Here is a 17,500-nt window from a genome sequence, read left to right as displayed (position 1 = left end):
GCTTGCTTTTCATACGAGCAATTTTTTGTCACATCGTTTCAATTAAAAATAAAAAAAGCCATCTGATGAGATGGCTTTATAAATAAGCTTATTGCGTTTCAATTTCCCGCAAACGAATTAAACCCTCTTGCACGGTACTGCATACAAGTTGGCCATTTTGCCACATACGGCCAAAGTTCAAGCCGCGAGAAGCTGCGCTAACGGTTGCTTCCATATCGTAAAGCATCCATTCATCAGCACGCAGCGGGCGATGGAAATAGATGGCATGATCAATACTCGCACACTGCAAACTTGGAGAAATATAGCTAAGCCCATGCGGTCTCAAAGCAGTTGTCATTAAGGTAAAGTCTGAATAAAACGCAACAATTGCTTGATGCAAAGCAATGTCATCTAATTGTTTTGGAATACGGTCATGTGTGCAGATATAGTGCGCATTATAAGGAGCTTCAGGTTGAGGCTGAAACGGATTTACCGGATCAATTGGGCGAATTTCTACATGGCGCTCACGCATGAAACTAGCACGAACATTTTCAGGTACGAAATTTAAAATACCTTCTTTGAGCTCATTTTCAGATTTAAGAGTCTCTGGTGCAGGATACTCTGGTTCTTGATGTTGATAGTTCAAGCCTTCTTCGGGGTTAGCAAAAGAAACCATCGCCGAAAAGATAACGCGCCCATGCTGAATTGCACGAACCTGACGGCTTACGAAACTCTTCCCATCACGTAAACGGTCTACTTCATAGATAATTGGGGCATTAATATCGCCGCCATATAAAAAATATGCATGCAAAGAATGCGCTGGACGATCGGTTGTATAAGATGCTGCACGTAAAGCCTGACCCAAAACCTGCCCACCAAAGACACGTTTACCGACGAGATTACGGCTTATGCCACGGTAAATATTTTCTTCTAGCTTTTCTAAAGTAAGAAGATCGACAAGTTCTTGGGTTAACGCATTCATGAGAGATACCTTCATATTTCAGGTAAAAAATCGTATTAAAGTACAGATGTGTAGAATCTATTGTGCCATAAAAAACTATTTGAACATGGAACAATCAGTCAACTTCTGACGAACATTGCTCATATAACAGCTAAAAATACGATTTTTAACGATAAAATATGCCAAAAGCATTATAATTTATAAGAAAGTAGCATATTGTTTTTTTAATAAATGCCGCAAAATAATTACCCTCTGCATTTGGTGCTGGGATTTGTCTTTAAGAAGTAGGAGTTCTTATGTCCAAGAGTGGGTTTGGTCAAATGTATCGTCGGCTTTCGAGTAAACTACTTGACCTCGTGGTAACACCACATGTTCTTGGGGAAGTTCCTACTGAACCAGTATCAGAAACAACAGAAACAGAAGCAAAAACTGACCGCCAAAAAGTGGTTTGTTACGTCTTACAAAACCACTCTCGAAGCAATGCTCTAGTGGTTGATGGAGAAACGCGTCGTTTAAATTTAAAACCTGCGTTAGACCCACTCATTGTGGGTACTCATCAGGAAAAAGCATCAGTTTTATTTTTACAGCACAATGATGAAAATAATTTACTGAATCCGCCTCCTCATGCTTTTCCACCGCGTTTAATAAAACTTATTGAAGTTTTACAAGAAAACCCTGAACTTGATATAGAGCTTGTTCCGGTTACAGTTTTATGGGGCCGTTCGCCAGATAAAGAAGATTCTTGGTTTAAATTATTATTTTCCGACACATGGGCAACACCAAGCACAGTTAAGCAGCTGGTTAATATTGGTTTGCATGGCCGTCAGTCTTATTTAGAATTTCATGAACCACAATCGCTACGTGAATTGGTTGAATATGCACAGCAGCATTATCCAAATCTTTCACCAGCAACTTATATTGTAAGTACGTTAAATGATTATTTAGACCGTCAGCGTGAAGTCGTGTTAGGCCCCGATTTGTCGGATCGCCGCAATGTCATGCAATCGGTTGTTAAATCTCGTGATGTGCAAGAAGCAATCCGCCGTGAAAGTATTCGCGGAAAAGTGAGCATGCTTGAAGCTGAACGCCGTGCGATCGGCTATGTGAATGAAATCGTATCGGATTATTCACACTCAGCAGTGCGCTTTGCCGATCTTGCCTTAACACGCCTATGGACCCAGCTTTATGACGGCGTAGAAGTACATAACTTTAGTACGGTTCGTGAACTAGCGAAAGATTATGAAGTTGTCTATACACCGTGCCATCGCAGTCACATTGACTATTTACTATTGTCATATGTGATCTATAAACGTGGCTTAATGGTTCCGTATATTGCTGCGGGCGATAACTTAAACTTACCTTTTGTTGGACAGCTTCTACGTGGTGGCGGTGCATTCTTCATTCGCCGCTCTTTCCGTGGAAATGGACTCTACACTACTGTATTTAAAGAATATCTATATAGTATTTTGTCACGCAACACGCCTCTTGAATACTTTATTGAAGGTGGACGTTCACGTACTGGACGTTTATTACCGCCTAAAACCGGTATGCTTGCCATGACAGTTCACAGCCATTTACGTGGCCGTGCTAAACCTATCGTTTTCTTACCAACTTATATTGGTTATGAACGACTTATGGAAGGCTCAACTTACGTAGGCGAAATGCAAGGTAAGCCAAAAGAAGCCGAATCTATTTTTGGTATTGTGAAAACCTTACGAAAAATTGAACGTATCTTTGGTAAAGTCCACGTGAACTTTGGAGAACCTGTTTTCCTTGATGATCTGCTTAAGCAACATAATGCTGAAAATGTTTACATCGAGAAAAATGACGACCCAATTCCTCAAGCTGTTTCAGATGCAGTAAATAGCTCTGCACATGCAATTTTAGAAAATATTAACCGAGCTGTGGTGATAAACCCTGTTTCTTTACTTTCTATTATTTTGCTTGCAACTCCAAAGCATACGCTTGATGAAGAAATCTGTATTAAACAACTTGAAGCTTATCGTAACTTGGCATCGAACTTCCCATATGACCAACGTATGGAAGTAACGCCACTTTCTGGTAAAGAAATTATTGCGTATGGTTTAAAGCTTAAACTCATTAAACGCGTTCAGCATGCACTGGGCGATATTATTGCGATTGAAGATAACCAAGCTGTTCTTCTGACTTACTTCCGTAATAACATCTTGCACGCCTTTGTTTTACCTTCATTAGTGGCATCACTTGTTGAACATAATGGAAAAATCAGTCGTTCAGATTTAACCAATGTCATCTATACGCTCTATCCATTCTTGAAAGCTGAGTTATTCCTTAAATGGAAGAGCAGCGAGCTTAAGGCACAAGTTGAGCAATATGCAGATGCTCTAGTTCAATCTAACCTTATTCAACAAGATGATGAAGGTAACTTGATTAGCTCTGCGCCAAATACAGAAGAGCATAATCAGCTTGTTGTTTTAGCAACGCCAGTTAAGCAAAGTCTTGAGCGCTACTACATGACACTTGCGCTCATTACTCAACGTGGTTCAGGTAATATCTCTGCTAAACAAGTTGAAGAATTAAGTCATTTATTAGGACAACGTTTATCAGTTCTCTATGAATTTAATTCGCCAGAGTTCTTCGATAAAGCTTTATTCCAAAGCTTCTTAAAAGTACTTACTCAGCAAAATTACATTCGTACCAATGACCAAGGCCAAATTGAGTTTGATGACAACTTCCGTCAAATGGCTGCTGGCGCACAGTTGGTGCTTGATGAAGTAACCTTGCAAATGTTGCAGCACATCACCACCTTTACTGACGAAGAATTGAAAGATGCTCTTGAAGCAATGGCATCTCAACAAGCTAAACGCCGTTTAAAACGCAAAAAAGCTTAAAGTCTTCAGTCAAAATAAAAGGCAACTTCGGTTGCCTTTTATTTTATTAGCGAATTGGACATTCAAAATAACGTGGATCGTCCATACAACGTAAGCGCTTCATAAGCTGAACGAAATAAGCATCGTAATAACCTGAAAGAACGTACTGATTACGTATTTTGGCAACCATTACGTCATAACTTTGCTTCTCATAAAAAGAGACATCTACCCAATAATAAGCAGGTAAATGATTTTCCCATTGTGTCGCACGATTCGTCAGCAATTGGCTATTTTGAACAAACCATCCTCTAATTTTCCGGCCAAAATTAGCAGGATAAGCTTGCGGCTTAATAATTAAGTTGACACCGAAATATGCCAAAGGAAAATTAATGACTTGAGTATCTGGTCCAAATTCTTTTTGTAAGTTATACGGTAATAACCCATACACTGGGGCAGCAATAATATCGATTTTATTTTGCTTAAACTGCGCAATCGCGTTAGATAAATCGACATAAACTGGCTGAGCACCTACACTTCGTACCAGTGCTTGTTGTGGTGGATTGTTGGGTAGCACCCCAATACGCTGATTTCTTAATTGAGCGACTCTAGAGAGGTTCTTATTTTTTAGAACCATGTAAGCAGTTCCAATCGGAATCATTCCTATAGCTTCATAATTCTTAGAAACTAACCTTTTCTCGATTGTAGGATGATTTAAAAGCTGCAAAAAGCTTTTGGCCGTACGGTTATTAGGAATAAGCCCTATACCCGCGGTACTTCCCATAAATTGGTTATAACGATAAGTATTGAAATTGGATGCAGCTAAACCTGAACATTTTCCATCATCAAAAGCTTGTATGGCCTGCTGTTCTTTTTGATAGGTAACCACTTTAAATTTGACTTGATATTGCTGGGCATAAAGCCGAATGTCATTTAAACGGCGAGTAATATCCCCTTGGGACCCGATAGGATCATAGGCACACCACACCTGATCCTCAGCCCAACTCGCAACAGCTGTTACGCTCAAGATAAGAGCTAAACAAATTTTTTTCACTTTCAACCTTTTTATCTTTATCGGCAATTTGACTGCCTCATCAGGTATTTATGTTCTTATTTAAAGTTTAATCAAAATTTCATTTAGTGCTATGAACATTTAAACATAATAAATAGTCATTAAAGCAAATCGGATGCTCTAATTGAAAACCCGTTGCTGGCAAATGTTTTGCATAAATTCTTTTACCTGAAATTTGACTTGATTCTAACGTTAACTCTGGTAAACCCAATTGTTCTTGAAACCACACAATAACTTCATGCAAAGGTAATGGTTGATTATTAGTCACAATATAGCTTGCTTGATGACTTTCATAATCAGCCATAAAAGCCAAAAATCTTGCTAAATCATCAATATGTATTCGATTGCTATAATGTATATTTGGATAACTTTGATGATTTTCAGCCATTTTTTTTAAACGGGCAATGGAAGTTCCATAAATACCTGTAGGGCGAACAATTACAGATTGAGTTGGATAATATTTTTGCCAAAGTAGCTCCATATTACGCAATATATGGCCTTGAGCATCATTTGGATGAATTTCACTAAAATCATCAATGATCTCCCCTGCATTTTCACCATACACCCGCGTAGAAGAGGCAACGATTATTTTTTTTACTGGATGTATTTTTAATGCATCTCGAATCGGTTCAATACTATCTACATAAGTATGTTGGTAGCCCTCAACCGTACTCTCGTTTGGAGAAAGTAAAATATATACGACATCCACAGGTTCAATTTTACTTAAATCAAGTTTAAAGATATCTTGAACCAGATGTGTTGCGTAACTATCCGTTTTTACACTACGGCTGATTGTGGTAATTTGATGTTCTTTCTCAAATAGTTGTTTAGCAACACGCTGAGATGTTTTACCATAACCGATAAATAATATATGCATAGAAAACTCGTTGAGGGGACATGACTTCAGTCCATCAGTTACAAGGCGTTGGATCGGCTTCAGCAGCCCTACTCGAAAAACTAAATATTTTTACCACAGATGATTTACTGTTTCATCTGCCACGTGATTATGAAGACCGCAGTACGATTATTCCAATGAATCAACTTGTGGTTGGGCGGAGCTATTTACTCGAAGGAGAAGTCAAATCAATTGATTTCCCTCCGGGAAAGCGAAAATCTATGGCAGCCTTGGTGCAAGATGAATTCGGTAAAGTCACCTTACGCTTTTATCATATTTATAAAAACCTGACTGATAAAATAAAACCCGGTCATCGCTTACGTATTTTTGGTGAAGTCCGTGTAGGTGCTCGCGGCCTTGAGATGTATCATCCTGAAATTCAACTCATTCATGAACATACACCTCTACCAAAAACTCAGCTGACAGCAATTTATCCAAGTACGGATGGATTAACTCAACCCAAATTACGCGAATACGTTAAACAAGCTTTAAAGCATCATAGCGACGCCTTACCAGAGCTACTCCCAAAGCAATATACCAATGGCTATGCGCTTAAAGAGGCTTTGTATTACATTCATGAGCCTCCTGTGGATGCCAACATGCTGCAATTGGCTCAAGGCTCGCACCCTGCACAGCAACGGCTTATTTTTGAAGAGTTGGTTGCGCACCAAATTAGTTTACTTAATCGCCGTGCTTATATTCGACAAATTGCGTCACCTGCATTTTCAAGCAGTAAAGTATTAGCTAAAAAACTATTAGAAGCTTTACCATTTCAAATGACCAATGCACAAAAACGTGTATCTAAAGAAATTTTAAATGACTTAAAACAACACCAACCTATGCTACGTTTAGTACAAGGCGACGTAGGTGCTGGAAAAACCCTTGTTGCCGCTATAGCTGCTTGCCATGCTTTAGAAGCAGATTGGCAGGTTGCATTAATGGCTCCTACTGAAATTCTTGCAGAACAACATTATTTAAACTTTAAACGTTGGTTTGAACCATTAGGTATTACCGTGGCATGGTTATCTGGCAAACAAAAAGGTAAAGCCCGTGCCCAAGCAGAACAACAGATTAAAGAAGGCCACGCGGAACTTATTGTCGGTACCCATGCCTTATTTCAAGATAATGTTGGCTTCGCTAAATTAGGGCTAGTGATTATTGATGAACAACATCGTTTTGGTGTAGACCAACGTTTAGCTTTACGCAATAAAGGTGCTGAGCAGTTCACTCCACATCAACTCGTGATGACAGCCACTCCGATTCCAAGAACTCTAGCAATGAGTGCTTATGGTGATTTAGACACATCTATAATTGATGAGTTACCTCCAGGCCGTACCCCAATTCAAACAGTTACGATTCCTCTTGATCGTCGAGAGGAAGTGCTTCAACGTATTGCTTCAAATTGCAGAGATGGGAAACAGGCCTATTGGGTATGCACATTGGTTGAGCAGTCTGAGACTTTAGATGCTCAAGCAGCAGAAGCAACTTACCAAGAGATGAAAGAACGCTTTCCTGAACTCAATATTGGTTTGGTACACGGCAAAATGAAAGCTGATGAAAAGCAAGCCGTCATGCAAGCATTTAAAAATAATGAATTACAACTTCTTATCGCAACAACAGTGATTGAAGTTGGAGTAGATGTTCCTAACTCTTCCATTATGGTGATTGAAAATGCCGAGCGTTTAGGGCTTTCTCAGCTACACCAATTACGAGGTCGCGTAGGTCGAGGTGCTCAAGCTAGTTTTTGCGTACTTTTATATAAAACGCCTCTCTCTCAAAATGGACAAGAGAGACTTTCTATTTTAAGAGAAAGTAATGATGGCTTTGTGATTGCGGAAAAAGATCTGGAATTACGTGGGCCGGGTGAATTACTAGGAACTAAACAAACTGGGGATATGGGATTTAGGGTGGCCCGATTAGAGCGAGATGATCACCTACTGAGTCAAGCCCACTATGTGGCACAGCAAGTTTTAAAAGATTATCCAGAACAGGCAGATGCTCTATTAAAACGTTGGCTTCCTGAGGCGCCTCGCTACGCCTATGTTTAATTTTTTAAACTTCCAACATCTTATTCAGTTATTTTCACCTTGCTCATTGTGCGAGTTAGGCACGCGAGAAAAATACTCGCTCTGTAAAGACTGTTGGGAACAGCTACCTTGGCTTAAACAAACGATTCAACGTAATAATCACTCTGTTCTTGTGGCTTGTAATTATGCTTATCCGGTTAACCGGATTATTCAGCAGTTTAAATATGAACAAAAATTACATTATCAGATCTTATTAGGTGAAATTTTAAAACAATTAAAATTTCCCAAGGTACAAGCGATCGTACCTATGCCAATTTCCAATCAACGTTTAATCGAGCGTGGTTTCAATCAATCCTTAGTACTCGCCAATATATTAAGCAAACACTTAAAAATACCTGTTTGGCAACCAATTCAACGCTTAAACGAGCACTCTCAAAAAGGACTTACTCGGCTAGAACGCTTTGAAAATATAGAACAACAATTTTTACCTCATCATCAAGAGAAACGACGTTATCGCCGCGTTCTCATTATTGATGACGTGATAACCACGGGAAGCTCTGTTCATGCGCTCAGTCAGGCACTTAAACAATTAGGCTGCACATCCATTCATACGGCGTGCCTAGCAGCAACGCCGAAGAGTTAAGCTATTGCACTGTAGATAAATACTCTTCACACCAAGGAATGACAATTTCTCGGGTCAATGGTGCAAGTTGAGTTTCCGAATCATTTAAATCTATCCACTTCATTTCTGCAATTTCGGCTGCAATTTTAGGGGCCTGATCAAGCTGAACAAGATATAAATGACTCACCAGAATATGATCTGGCTCATTGGCAGCTGCTGTTTCGAAATGACCAATAAATTGCTCAATCACACAAGAGCTTCCGACTTCTTCTAAAATTTCTCGCTGCATGGTGATCTCTGGTGCCTCATTAGGTTCCAGCTTGCCACCCACTTGCATAAAAGCGTGTGTATTACGCTTTCTTACAAGCAACAACTGATTTTGCTCATTTAAGATCACTGCGGCAGCGACCGTAATTGTTTTCACCTATTTAACCTCGTTTATGGTTGGACGTCTGCGTTTGTCCATTTTGGAGCAGGAGCCTGATATTGCTCAAATTGTTGAAGAATATCTTCAATTTTGTCTGATGCGATCAATTTATCAACGAACCGTGCTTGGCTGAATCCATTATCCACCGTTCCTTGAATCATTTTAAGTAAATCTTCATAAAAGCCCGCTACATTTAAGAAAGCACAAGGCTTTTGATGAATCCCTAATTGCGCCCACGTCCATTGTTCAAAGATTTCTTCCAATGTACCAGCGCCACCCGGCAAAGCAATAAAGCCATCTGAAAGATCCGCCATCTTGGTTTTACGCTCATGCATATTTTCAACCACATATAATCTGGTTAGACCCGGATGAGCTAACTCACGATCAACTAAAGCACGAGGGATCACGCCAATGACTTGTCCACCTGCTTGTAAGGCGCTATCGGCCACCACACCCATTAGGCCTGAGCGACCACCACCATAAACCAAGGTCTTCCCTTGTTTTGCAATAGCCTCGCCTGTAGCTTGGGCAATTTGTTGGAAAATTGGATTTGAACCAAGAGATGAACCACAGAAAATACAAATTGATTTCATAGTGTAAAAAACCGTTTTATTGAACTGTCATGCTGACAAACTAAACTATTGATAGAGTTTTTTTTTGCAAAATAGCGTATTGGCAAGTGTTTTTCGGCAAATCCTTGTCTAAAATACACCCATCCATTTCCATCAGACTGCGTGAGGAAAAAAGACACATGCTTGAAGCCTTTTATGCCACAGAACGCGGAAGTCTGGAAGATGCCACCATCAATGGTGGATTTGATCTACATCCCGAATTAGTCTGGCTTGATCTTATTGCACCCTCGCAAGAAGAGCAACAATGGGTATTAGATGCCTATGACCAAAATTTACCAACACTAAAGTCGCTTGAAGACATTTCATCTTCTGCACGATTTTACCGTGATGATGACGGTATTTTGCACATCAGTACTTATTTTTTAACGAAAAATAAAAATTATCAGGTGGATGGCGACGCTGAAGAGTCATCACATATGCTTGCCATGGTGCAAACCGTAGCTTTCATTTTACATAAAGACCGCCTCTTTACGATGCGTGGAGAAAAACTAGTTGCGTTTCGTGCCTTTCGTGCCCGTGCTCGCCGAAATGACTATGACATGGACTATAAAGATCCTACCTGGATCTTATTAGGCCTTCTTGAAGCAAAACTCGATGAGCTTGCGGATATCTTAGAAGATATCCACAAAGATTTAGAAAAATACTCCACCGAGGTTCTTAATAACCACCAACGTGAAAAAATTCTAGATCTCGATGACATGATTACACGCCTAGCTCAACAAGAAGACATGCTAGGAAAAGCACAGCTTTGTCTCATTGATTTACGACGTGTACTTACTTTCTTATCGCGTCCACGTGCATTAGGCAGTCATATTTATGATGCAGACATTCGAGAGCTCAGTGAAGATGTACGCTCACTGGTAGAACATGATGCGTTCTTATTCCAAAAAGTACGATTCTTACTTGATACGACGTCTGGATTCATTAACACAGAACAGAATGATACGATTCGTCGATTCTCGATCTTACCAAGTATGTTAGCTCCTCCGATGCTTATTGCCAGTATTTACGGTATGAACACAGACGTATTACCTTTTGCACATGGTACGACCAGTTTCTTCGTTGTTTTGCTGATTATTATGGGTTTCTTTATTGGGCCGATCATTTATTTCCGCTGGAAAAAATGGATCTAAGCTTTGTAATAAAATGCTAATTTCGAGCATAAAAAAGCACCTAAATATAGGTGCTTTTTTACATCAACAACATCAGATCATTTGCAGATCATCCTGCAAATGACAGGCTTGAATGATCTTCAGCATTTTTTCAGGGACATTTTTAAAATGCAAACCAGTATTTTTTGGAGTCTCTCGTAACCATTGAACTAAAACAGCCAAGGCCAAGGTACTACCATGCTCAAGCTCAGTTAAATCCACCACAAGTGGGAAGCTTTGTTGCTTCTTTATGATAGCTAAACCTGCTTGATACTGTTGTTCCGCATTTTCAAAATCAATTTTTCCCGAAACAACCAATTGTTGGTTGAGATACTGAACCACACGTCACCTACTTATTTCTTTTTGTTTTGATTAACAGCTGCGTCTGCATCAGGTTGGAACGTAGCAATTGCTTTATTTAAATCACCGCCATTGCGTTTCACTGTTGCAGCAAACTGATTACGGAACTGTAATCCTAGATCAATACCAGAAACATTGATATTACGGATTTTCCATTGAGTACCTTTGTCAGCCAACTGGAAAGAAACAGGAATTTTTTCACCATTGTGATTAAAGTCCAATGTCACTACAGGGTTTTTACCCGCAGTTGCCTTGTAAGGACGCATGGTATAGCTTTGATTTGTATATTTAGCAAATGCGCTACCGTAATTTTCAATTAATGTATTACGGAAGTTTGTTTCAAACTGAGCACGCTGTGCAGCTGTACTATACTGATTCGTCGCATAAGTACCCATCACAATACGAGTGAACGCTTGTGAATCAACATATGGGTCTAAGTTCTGACGTACAATTGATTTTACTAAAGCAGGATTGTTCTGCAACTTAGCATGATCTGCTTTTAAACGAGCGATCAAGCCATCAGCAACGCGCTTAATAAAATCAGGCGGTGCTTCTGAAGGTGCAGCAAAAGCTGTACCTGCAATCATAGTAGACAAAAGACTTGCTGTCAGGGTTTGTTTAAACAACGTATTCACCTGGAACCACTCCTTCAAATAAACTCTTACTCAACAAATGACGGCTGTGCACTGCTGTCGGTACTTGCAGGAGCTTTTTCTTCTGCTGAGGATGAACCAGCGGCAACTTTACCTGCGCCACCACCAGTAATAAATTTACTAATTAAATCTTCTAAATCCATGGTTCCTTGGGTATTTGAAATTGTATCGCCACGTTTAAGATAGTTTAAACCACCACCTGGAACGACTTTCAAATATTTCTCACCCAACAAACCATTAGTTGCAACCATTATATAAGCATCTTCATCAATACTGGTGATGGAGGACATGTTACTGATCAGTTGCTGTTCCATTGCTTTTTGTTGCTCTGGAGAAGCCTGCGTATAATCAGAACTATAACGTAGTTCATCTAAAGCATTTTTTTGAACTTCTTTTAGCTGCTCAGCATTAAAGCTTGTCAATTTTCCATCTAAACCAAAGGTTACCGTAGCCAAACGCGTAACTGGATCAAGGGTAATTGAATCAACACGACCAATTGTGACACCGCTCATCGTTACTTTAGCACGAGGCTTTAAACCATTGACGTTATCAAACTGAGCCTTCATGGTATAACTATCATTTAAATTAGTACCAACAAGGCCACTAACTTTCATGGCTAAAAAGAACAAGGCAATACCGAAGATAATAACAAAGATACCTACGGCCAGCTCACTACTACGTGATTTCATTAAATCCCTCCGAACATGACCGCAGTCAACACGAAATCAAAACCTAAAACACATAATGAAGAATATACAACTGTTCTCGTCATTGCAGTTGCGATTCCTTCTGGAGTCGGATCACACGCATATCCTTGATATACCGCAATCCATGTACATAACAAAGCAAACACAATACTTTTGATAATGCCATTTACGACATCATGCCCAAATTGCACGTTGTTTTGCATACCGCTCCAGAATGAGCCTTCATCGACGCCAAGAAAATCGACACCTACCATTTTACCGCCCACAATACCAATCGCAGCAAAAATGACAGTTAGCATCGGTAAACTGACCACTCCCGCCCAAAGACGTGGTGATACGATTTGTTTTAATGGGTCAACCCCGATCATTTCCATGCTGGCAAGTTGTTCACTTTGCTTCATTGAACCAATTTCTGCTGTTAATGCAGAACCTGCTCGACCAGCAAATAATAACGCAGCAACCACAGGTGCCAATTCACGCAGCAATGTTAAAGACACCATGGTGCCTAGCATTGATTCACTGCCGACGTTCACTAAAATTGAATATCCTTGTAAACCCAGTACCAAACCAATAAATAGGCCCGACACAGTGATAATTAACAAAGACATCACCCCTACCCGATGCATTTGGTAAATAAATCGTCCAAACCCACCAGATGAAGGAAAAGAAAAAACAATTTGTAAGAGCATTAGTGCCGCAACACCAATCCCTCGAATCCGCTCAATAACGAGTCTACCTAACCAGGCAATCGTATTCATGGACGAACCTCGTTATCTAAATAGGCTTGATGGCTAAATTGGTATTCAACTGGTCCTTCTGCCGAACCTGTTAAGAATTGGCGCACAAATGGAGAAGCATATGCCTGTAATTCTTCTGGTGTTCCTTCTCCCTGAATTTTTCCTTCTGCTACAACATAAATGTAGTCAGCAATAGAAAGGGTTTCGGGAACGTCATGCGAAACAATAATTGTGGTTAAATCTAAAGCTTCTCGCAATGAACGTATTAAACGTGTCAATACACCTTTTACAATGGGGTCTTGCCCCGCAAAAGGTTCATCGTACATGATTAAATCAGGGTCAAGCGCGATCGCACGTGCTAAAGCAACACGACGGTTCATACCACCTGAGAGTTCTGTAGGCATTAATTGTTCAGAACCACGCAAGCCTACTGATTCCAGTTTTAATGCAACCAGTTCAGCAATTAGATTTTCAGGAAGCTTGGTATGTGCTCGAATTGGAAATGCCACATTTTCATAGACAGACATATCCGTAAATAAAGCACCGCTCTGAAATAACATTCCCATACGCGCACGGGCTGAAAAAAGTTCCTGACGAGACATTTTTGCAATATCTTTACCGTCGAGCAAAACTTCGCCCTGATCAGGAACTAACTGTCCACCAATCAGACGTAATAATGTTGTTTTACCTGTACCAGAAGGTCCCATAATAGCCGTAATCTGGCCACGACGTATATTTAAACTAATATTGTCATAAATGACGCGTTCCCCTCGATTAAAACTCAAATTTTTCACTTCAATAAGTGGTTGAGTCGAGAGAGGAGTTTTATTATTCATAATGGCAATCGTTCCTGCACTTTTATGCACGCATACTATAACACTGAAAATTGGCAAACTTGTTGTTATTTTGACAAATGCAAAGCTAACTTAGTTGATAGAAATAGAAGAGGTATGTTCGTAAAAAGAGGTTAATTCAGAAATTTGAAACTGCTCAATAGAACTTCCAGTTATAAAAGCATAGGCAAAATAAACCCCATTACACAAAACAAGTGCAATAAAAAGATAAGGCAAGCCGTGCTGAACTAATAAGTTCTTCAACTGTGCCATTATTGTTTCTTTTCGTTTACTTTTACTCATTATTTAATAAAAAATTGAACCAATTCACACTTTGTTATTTTATAACAAAACTGAAAAATAAAAAAGGCCAGTATTTCTACTGGCCTTTCTTTAAACGAACTTTTGATTAACGGTCGAATTTACGACGCGGTTTATCATCAAAACTACGACGTGGACGGTCTTCACCACCGAAGCTACGTTTTGGACGATCTTCACCACCAAACGCTGGACGCTCACCACGTGGTTTATCATCAAAGCTACGACGCGGTTTATCGTTAAAACCACCTTCGCGACGTGGACGATCTGAGTTGAACTCACGACGTGGACGATCTTCGCCACCAAATGATGGACGCTCGCCACGAGGCTTATCATCAAAGCTACGACGTGGACGATCTTCACCACCGAAACTACGTTTTGGACGATCACCAAAACCATTTTCACGACGTGGTTTGTAATCTACACGGTTACCACGGTTGTCATCATTTGAGTCAAAACGCGGTTTATCGTTGAAACCACCTTCACGACGCGGACGATCTGAATTGAACTCACGACGTGGACGATCTTCAAAACCACCTTCACGACGTGGGCGATCTGAATTGAACTCGCGACGTGGACGATCTTCACCACCGAATGGACGTTCACCACGTGGTTTGTCATCAAAGCTACGACGTGGACGGTCATCACGACCACCTTCACGGCGCTTGAAGTTGCTTTCGCCTTCAAAACGACGACCACCGCCAAAACCGCCACCACGACGACCATCACGACCACCGTTGCCGCCACGACCACGACCACCGCCATCACGACCTGAACGAGCAGGAGGTGGAGATGGCTCTAAGCCTTCAATTTCAGAAACACTTAAACGTGCATCTAAATAGTCTTCAAGCGCACGGATTTTACCGCGTTCACGATAAGTCGCTAAAGTAATTGCTTGACCTGTACGCCCAGCACGACCTGTACGACCAATACGGTGTACATAGTCTTCGTGTTTCATTGGTAAACCGAAGTTAATTACGTGAGAAATTGTCGGTACATCAAGACCACGTGCAGCAACGTCTGTCGCTACCAAGATTTTTGCACGACCTTCACGAATACTACGTAAACGACGGTTACGAACTGTTTGTGGCATTGCACCGTGAAGTGCAACTACAGAGTGACCTGCTTCTGCAAGTTCTTCAGCCAACATATCTGTATCTTCTTGAGTGCTCGCGAATACAACCGCTTGATCAAGAGTTTCATCAGCCAACCAGTGAGTCAGAAGTTTCTTCTTGTGTTCGAAACCATCTGTCCAGTGTAAAGTTTGGGTGATGTCAGTGTTTGTACTGTGACCTGTTTCAATTGCAATACGCTCAGGTTCATTCATCATGCGCTCAGCAAGACGAATAATACGGTCAGCGAAAGTTGCAGAGAACATTAATGTTTGACGACGGTTACCAGCTAAATCGCTGATCGCTTCTAAATCTTCAGAGAAGCCGAGGTCTAACATGCGGTCAGCTTCGTCAACGATTAAAGCTTCAACTTTATCTAACTTTAATTGACGACGGTTAACTAAGTCTAATAAACGGCCAGGAGTCGCAACAATAACTTGCGCGCCTTTAAGTTGTTGGATTTGCTTACCAAAAGGCATACCACCCATGATTGCAGCAATACGAACACCTTTCATGTGACGTACGAAAGCAATCGCATCCTGGCTAACTTGTTGAGCCAATTCACGTGTTGGGCATAAAACTAAAATGTTAGGTTGGGTCACAGCTTTCATGCGTTCTTTGAACGGAACAAAAGTTTCTTGACCAGCTAAATTATGTAATGTCGGTAATAAAAATGCCGCAGTTTTACCAGAACCAGTCTGGCTAGATACTAGAAGGTCTTTACCTTCTAAAGCTGCAGGAATAGATTGTTCTTGCACAGGAGTCGGGGTAGTAAAACCTAAACCTTCAAGCGCTTGTTGTAAGGTTTCATGCAAAGAAAATTCGGCAAAAGTTTTGCTCATAGAGAGTTTCACCCTAGTGGGTGCTCCATTTTTAATAAATACAAAATAGACATCGGCACAAAGCGGCAAAGCAAAGTTAGCTGAAACGTTTTTTCAGCAGCAATCCGAGTAACGACGATGTGGACTAAACGCACGCTTGATTACGGCCGAACCTGAAGAATCGCTGAGCGATCGGGGCGCAAGAAATGGTCCTCTCTATGGACAGCGTGCGCTTACAATGAATAGAACAGAATGTTCAGGTAATGAACGGAAATTTAAGTGCGTGGGCGGATTATAGCAGAAAGAAATTAAAAGTCATGTGTTTTAATCAACTTTCTTCATATTTATTGAACTAACTAAAATTTACCGATTACTTAAAAAATAAAACCCTCTGATAATAGAGGGCTTTATTTATAAATAATTAAATTATTTTGCAGCTTGACCCCAAGCTGGAACTACAGTTTGCATTAAAGGTTTTAGCATTTTGAGTGAACTTGCAAGCACTTGACCGTTTTCAAGAGACTCATTACCACCACGTGCGTCAACCACTACACCGCCCGCTTCTTTAATAATAAGCTCACCGGCAGCGATATCCCATGGTTTTAAACCAAGTTCAAAGAAACCATCAAAACGACCAGCAGCAACATATGCTAAATCTAGAGCAGCTGAACCACCACGACGAATTTGTGCGCCAGCTTGAGTAACAGCTAATAACGAAGCAAAGTGTTGTTCTGCGTAAGATACAATCTCACCAGCACGTTTAGCACGGTAAGGATGGCCTACTGCCAAGAATGTATTTTCTAAAGTATCTTTTACATTTACACGGATACGGCGTTGGTTCATCACCGCACCGCGACCGCGGCTTGCAGAGAATAATTCGTCACGTACTGGGTCGTAGATTACGCCGTGTTGAGTAACGCCTTTATGCTGAACTGCAATAGAAATACAGAAATGAGGGAAACCATTAATAAAGTTTTGGGTGCCATCAAGCGGGTCGATTACCCAGCACCAGTCTGCATCATGGCCTTTGCCTTCTTGCAAACCGAACTCTTCACCTAAGAAGCTATGGTTTTTATAACTTTTACGTAATGTATCAATCGTCAATTGTTCCAAATAACGATCTACACGTGTTACTGGGCCATCAATGCCTTTCTCTTCAACTTGCAAATCGAGTTTATGACGATTTTGATGCGCTTTTAAAAGCTCTTGACCAACTGTTTGAGCCGCACGCGCAGCCATAACCACCATAGGTTCCATTGAACACCCACTACAATACAAATTTGAAGATTTTGACAAAGAATAATGCATAAAAGCGCATACATTTTAGCAAATGAATGCGCTTTATGG

Annotated in this window: 17 protein-coding genes; 4 read left to right on the top strand and 13 right to left on the bottom strand. The window is 40.5% G+C overall.

Features of this window, described 5'->3' with window-relative positions; all coding sequences use genetic code 11:
* Positions 1-88: 88 nt before the first annotated feature.
* On the bottom strand, positions 89-961 hold the full coding sequence (locus tag MKL51_RS03505) for an acyl-CoA thioesterase (RefSeq protein ID WP_017481671.1): 873 nt from the start codon (positions 959-961) through the stop codon (positions 89-91).
* Between the two features lie 275 nt (positions 962-1,236).
* Between MKL51_RS03505 and plsB the strand changes: the two genes are divergently transcribed.
* Positions 1,237-3,810, top strand: coding sequence for a glycerol-3-phosphate 1-O-acyltransferase PlsB (plsB, locus tag MKL51_RS03500; protein WP_005067259.1), 2,574 nt, complete (start codon positions 1,237-1,239; stop codon positions 3,808-3,810).
* A 46-nt stretch (positions 3,811-3,856) separates the two neighbouring features.
* On the opposite strand, the gene MKL51_RS03495 is transcribed toward plsB, so the two are convergent.
* Both MKL51_RS03495 and MKL51_RS03490 read right to left on the bottom strand, forming a co-directional pair.
* The gene (locus MKL51_RS03495) at positions 3,857-4,840 is read right to left on the bottom strand and encodes a putative solute-binding protein (protein WP_025468463.1); all 984 of its coding nucleotides are present in this window, start codon (positions 4,838-4,840) and stop codon (positions 3,857-3,859) included.
* A 79-nt stretch (positions 4,841-4,919) separates the two neighbouring features.
* The gene (locus tag MKL51_RS03490; RefSeq protein ID WP_017481674.1) at positions 4,920-5,735 is read right to left on the bottom strand and encodes an NAD-dependent epimerase/dehydratase family protein; all 816 of its coding nucleotides are present in this window, start codon (positions 5,733-5,735) and stop codon (positions 4,920-4,922) included.
* Positions 5,736-5,755: 20 nt separating this feature from the next.
* Here MKL51_RS03490 and recG point away from each other — a divergent pair, with 20 nt between their 5' ends.
* Positions 5,756-7,801, top strand: a complete 2,046-nt coding sequence (recG, locus tag MKL51_RS03485; protein WP_017481675.1) for an ATP-dependent DNA helicase RecG — start codon at positions 5,756-5,758, stop codon at positions 7,799-7,801.
* Entirely contained in the window at positions 7,794-8,423 is a 630-nt protein-coding gene (locus MKL51_RS03480; protein WP_017481676.1) for a ComF family protein, read from the top strand. The genes recG and MKL51_RS03480 overlap by 8 nt, the downstream gene beginning before the upstream one ends.
* Before the next feature lies 1 nt (position 8,424).
* On the opposite strand, the gene MKL51_RS03475 is transcribed toward MKL51_RS03480, so the two are convergent.
* The gene (locus MKL51_RS03475; RefSeq protein ID WP_002116701.1) at positions 8,425-8,826 is read right to left on the bottom strand and encodes an NUDIX hydrolase; all 402 of its coding nucleotides are present in this window, start codon (positions 8,824-8,826) and stop codon (positions 8,425-8,427) included.
* A 14-nt stretch (positions 8,827-8,840) separates the two neighbouring features.
* Entirely contained in the window at positions 8,841-9,422 is a 582-nt protein-coding gene (locus MKL51_RS03470) for a TIGR00730 family Rossman fold protein (protein ID WP_005804599.1), read from the bottom strand.
* A gap of 158 nt (positions 9,423-9,580) precedes the next feature.
* Here MKL51_RS03470 and MKL51_RS03465 point away from each other — a divergent pair, with 158 nt between their 5' ends.
* Positions 9,581-10,594 carry a magnesium and cobalt transport protein CorA gene (locus tag MKL51_RS03465; RefSeq protein WP_002116978.1) on the top strand — a complete coding sequence of 338 codons (1,014 nt, stop codon included), beginning with the start codon at positions 9,581-9,583 and terminating at the stop codon, positions 10,592-10,594.
* 72 nt (positions 10,595-10,666) lie between these two features.
* Here the strand turns inward: MKL51_RS03465 and MKL51_RS03460 are convergent, their stop codons facing one another.
* From MKL51_RS03460 to MKL51_RS03425, 8 genes are all read right to left on the bottom strand, one after another.
* Complete coding sequence (locus MKL51_RS03460; protein ID WP_005078357.1) at positions 10,667-10,954, bottom strand: STAS domain-containing protein; 288 nt, start codon at positions 10,952-10,954, stop codon at positions 10,667-10,669.
* A gap of 11 nt (positions 10,955-10,965) precedes the next feature.
* Positions 10,966-11,607 carry an MlaC/ttg2D family ABC transporter substrate-binding protein gene (locus tag MKL51_RS03455; protein ID WP_002116826.1) on the bottom strand — a complete coding sequence of 214 codons (642 nt, stop codon included), beginning with the start codon at positions 11,605-11,607 and terminating at the stop codon, positions 10,966-10,968.
* A gap of 26 nt (positions 11,608-11,633) precedes the next feature.
* Positions 11,634-12,314, bottom strand: a complete 681-nt coding sequence (gene mlaD / locus MKL51_RS03450) for an outer membrane lipid asymmetry maintenance protein MlaD (protein ID WP_005067241.1) — start codon at positions 12,312-12,314, stop codon at positions 11,634-11,636.
* A complete protein-coding gene (mlaE, locus tag MKL51_RS03445; RefSeq protein ID WP_002117010.1) occupies positions 12,314-13,090 on the bottom strand; it encodes a lipid asymmetry maintenance ABC transporter permease subunit MlaE in 777 nt (258 codons plus the stop codon). Before mlaE ends, mlaD begins: the two co-directional genes overlap by 1 nt.
* Positions 13,087-13,905 (bottom strand): ABC transporter ATP-binding protein, encoded by an 819-nt coding sequence (locus MKL51_RS03440; RefSeq protein WP_002116999.1) that lies wholly within the window; start codon positions 13,903-13,905, stop codon positions 13,087-13,089. Before MKL51_RS03440 ends, mlaE begins: the two co-directional genes overlap by 4 nt.
* Before the next feature lie 90 nt (positions 13,906-13,995).
* Positions 13,996-14,205, bottom strand: coding sequence for a hypothetical protein (locus tag MKL51_RS03435; protein ID WP_025468464.1), 210 nt, complete (start codon positions 14,203-14,205; stop codon positions 13,996-13,998).
* A 106-nt stretch (positions 14,206-14,311) separates the two neighbouring features.
* On the bottom strand, positions 14,312-16,174 hold the full coding sequence (locus MKL51_RS03430) for a DEAD/DEAH box helicase (RefSeq protein WP_016143582.1): 1,863 nt from the start codon (positions 16,172-16,174) through the stop codon (positions 14,312-14,314).
* A 405-nt stretch (positions 16,175-16,579) separates the two neighbouring features.
* Positions 16,580-17,410: an inositol monophosphatase family protein gene (locus MKL51_RS03425; RefSeq protein ID WP_002117045.1), complete on the bottom strand. Its 831-nt coding sequence runs from the start codon at positions 17,408-17,410 to the stop codon at positions 16,580-16,582.
* Between the last annotated feature and the right edge of the window lie 90 nt (positions 17,411-17,500).

The sequence above is a fragment of the Acinetobacter sp. AOR18_HL genome (assembly GCF_027855145.1).
Classification (GTDB): Bacteria; Pseudomonadota; Gammaproteobacteria; order Pseudomonadales; family Moraxellaceae; genus Acinetobacter; species Acinetobacter pittii.
The sequence above is the reverse complement of the archived record's forward strand: the minus strand, read 5'-3'. Positions and strand labels throughout refer to the sequence as shown.

Bases quoted from the DNA above. Each gene is read 5' to 3' on its own strand.
- MKL51_RS03480 (WP_017481676.1), top strand. From the start codon at position 7,794: ATGTTTAATTTTTTAAACTTCCAACATCTTATTCAGTTATTTTCACCT.
- MKL51_RS03440 (WP_002116999.1), bottom strand. From the start codon at position 13,905: ATGAATAATAAAACTCCTCTCTCGACTCAACCACTTATTGAAGTGAAA.
- plsB (WP_005067259.1), top strand. From the start codon at position 1,237: ATGTCCAAGAGTGGGTTTGGTCAAATGTATCGTCGGCTTTCGAGTAAA.
- MKL51_RS03425 (WP_002117045.1), bottom strand. From the start codon at position 17,410: ATGGAACCTATGGTGGTTATGGCTGCGCGTGCGGCTCAAACAGTTGGT.
- MKL51_RS03490 (WP_017481674.1), bottom strand. From the start codon at position 5,735: ATGCATATATTATTTATCGGTTATGGTAAAACATCTCAGCGTGTTGCT.
- MKL51_RS03435 (WP_025468464.1), bottom strand. From the start codon at position 14,205: ATGAGTAAAAGTAAACGAAAAGAAACAATAATGGCACAGTTGAAGAAC.
- MKL51_RS03470 (WP_005804599.1), bottom strand. From the start codon at position 9,422: ATGAAATCAATTTGTATTTTCTGTGGTTCATCTCTTGGTTCAAATCCA.
- MKL51_RS03430 (WP_016143582.1), bottom strand. From the start codon at position 16,174: ATGAGCAAAACTTTTGCCGAATTTTCTTTGCATGAAACCTTACAACAA.
- recG (WP_017481675.1), top strand. From the start codon at position 5,756: ATGACTTCAGTCCATCAGTTACAAGGCGTTGGATCGGCTTCAGCAGCC.
- MKL51_RS03505 (WP_017481671.1), bottom strand. From the start codon at position 961: ATGAATGCGTTAACCCAAGAACTTGTCGATCTTCTTACTTTAGAAAAG.
- mlaE (WP_002117010.1), bottom strand. From the start codon at position 13,090: ATGAATACGATTGCCTGGTTAGGTAGACTCGTTATTGAGCGGATTCGA.
- MKL51_RS03465 (WP_002116978.1), top strand. From the start codon at position 9,581: ATGCTTGAAGCCTTTTATGCCACAGAACGCGGAAGTCTGGAAGATGCC.
- mlaD (WP_005067241.1), bottom strand. From the start codon at position 12,314: ATGAAATCACGTAGTAGTGAGCTGGCCGTAGGTATCTTTGTTATTATC.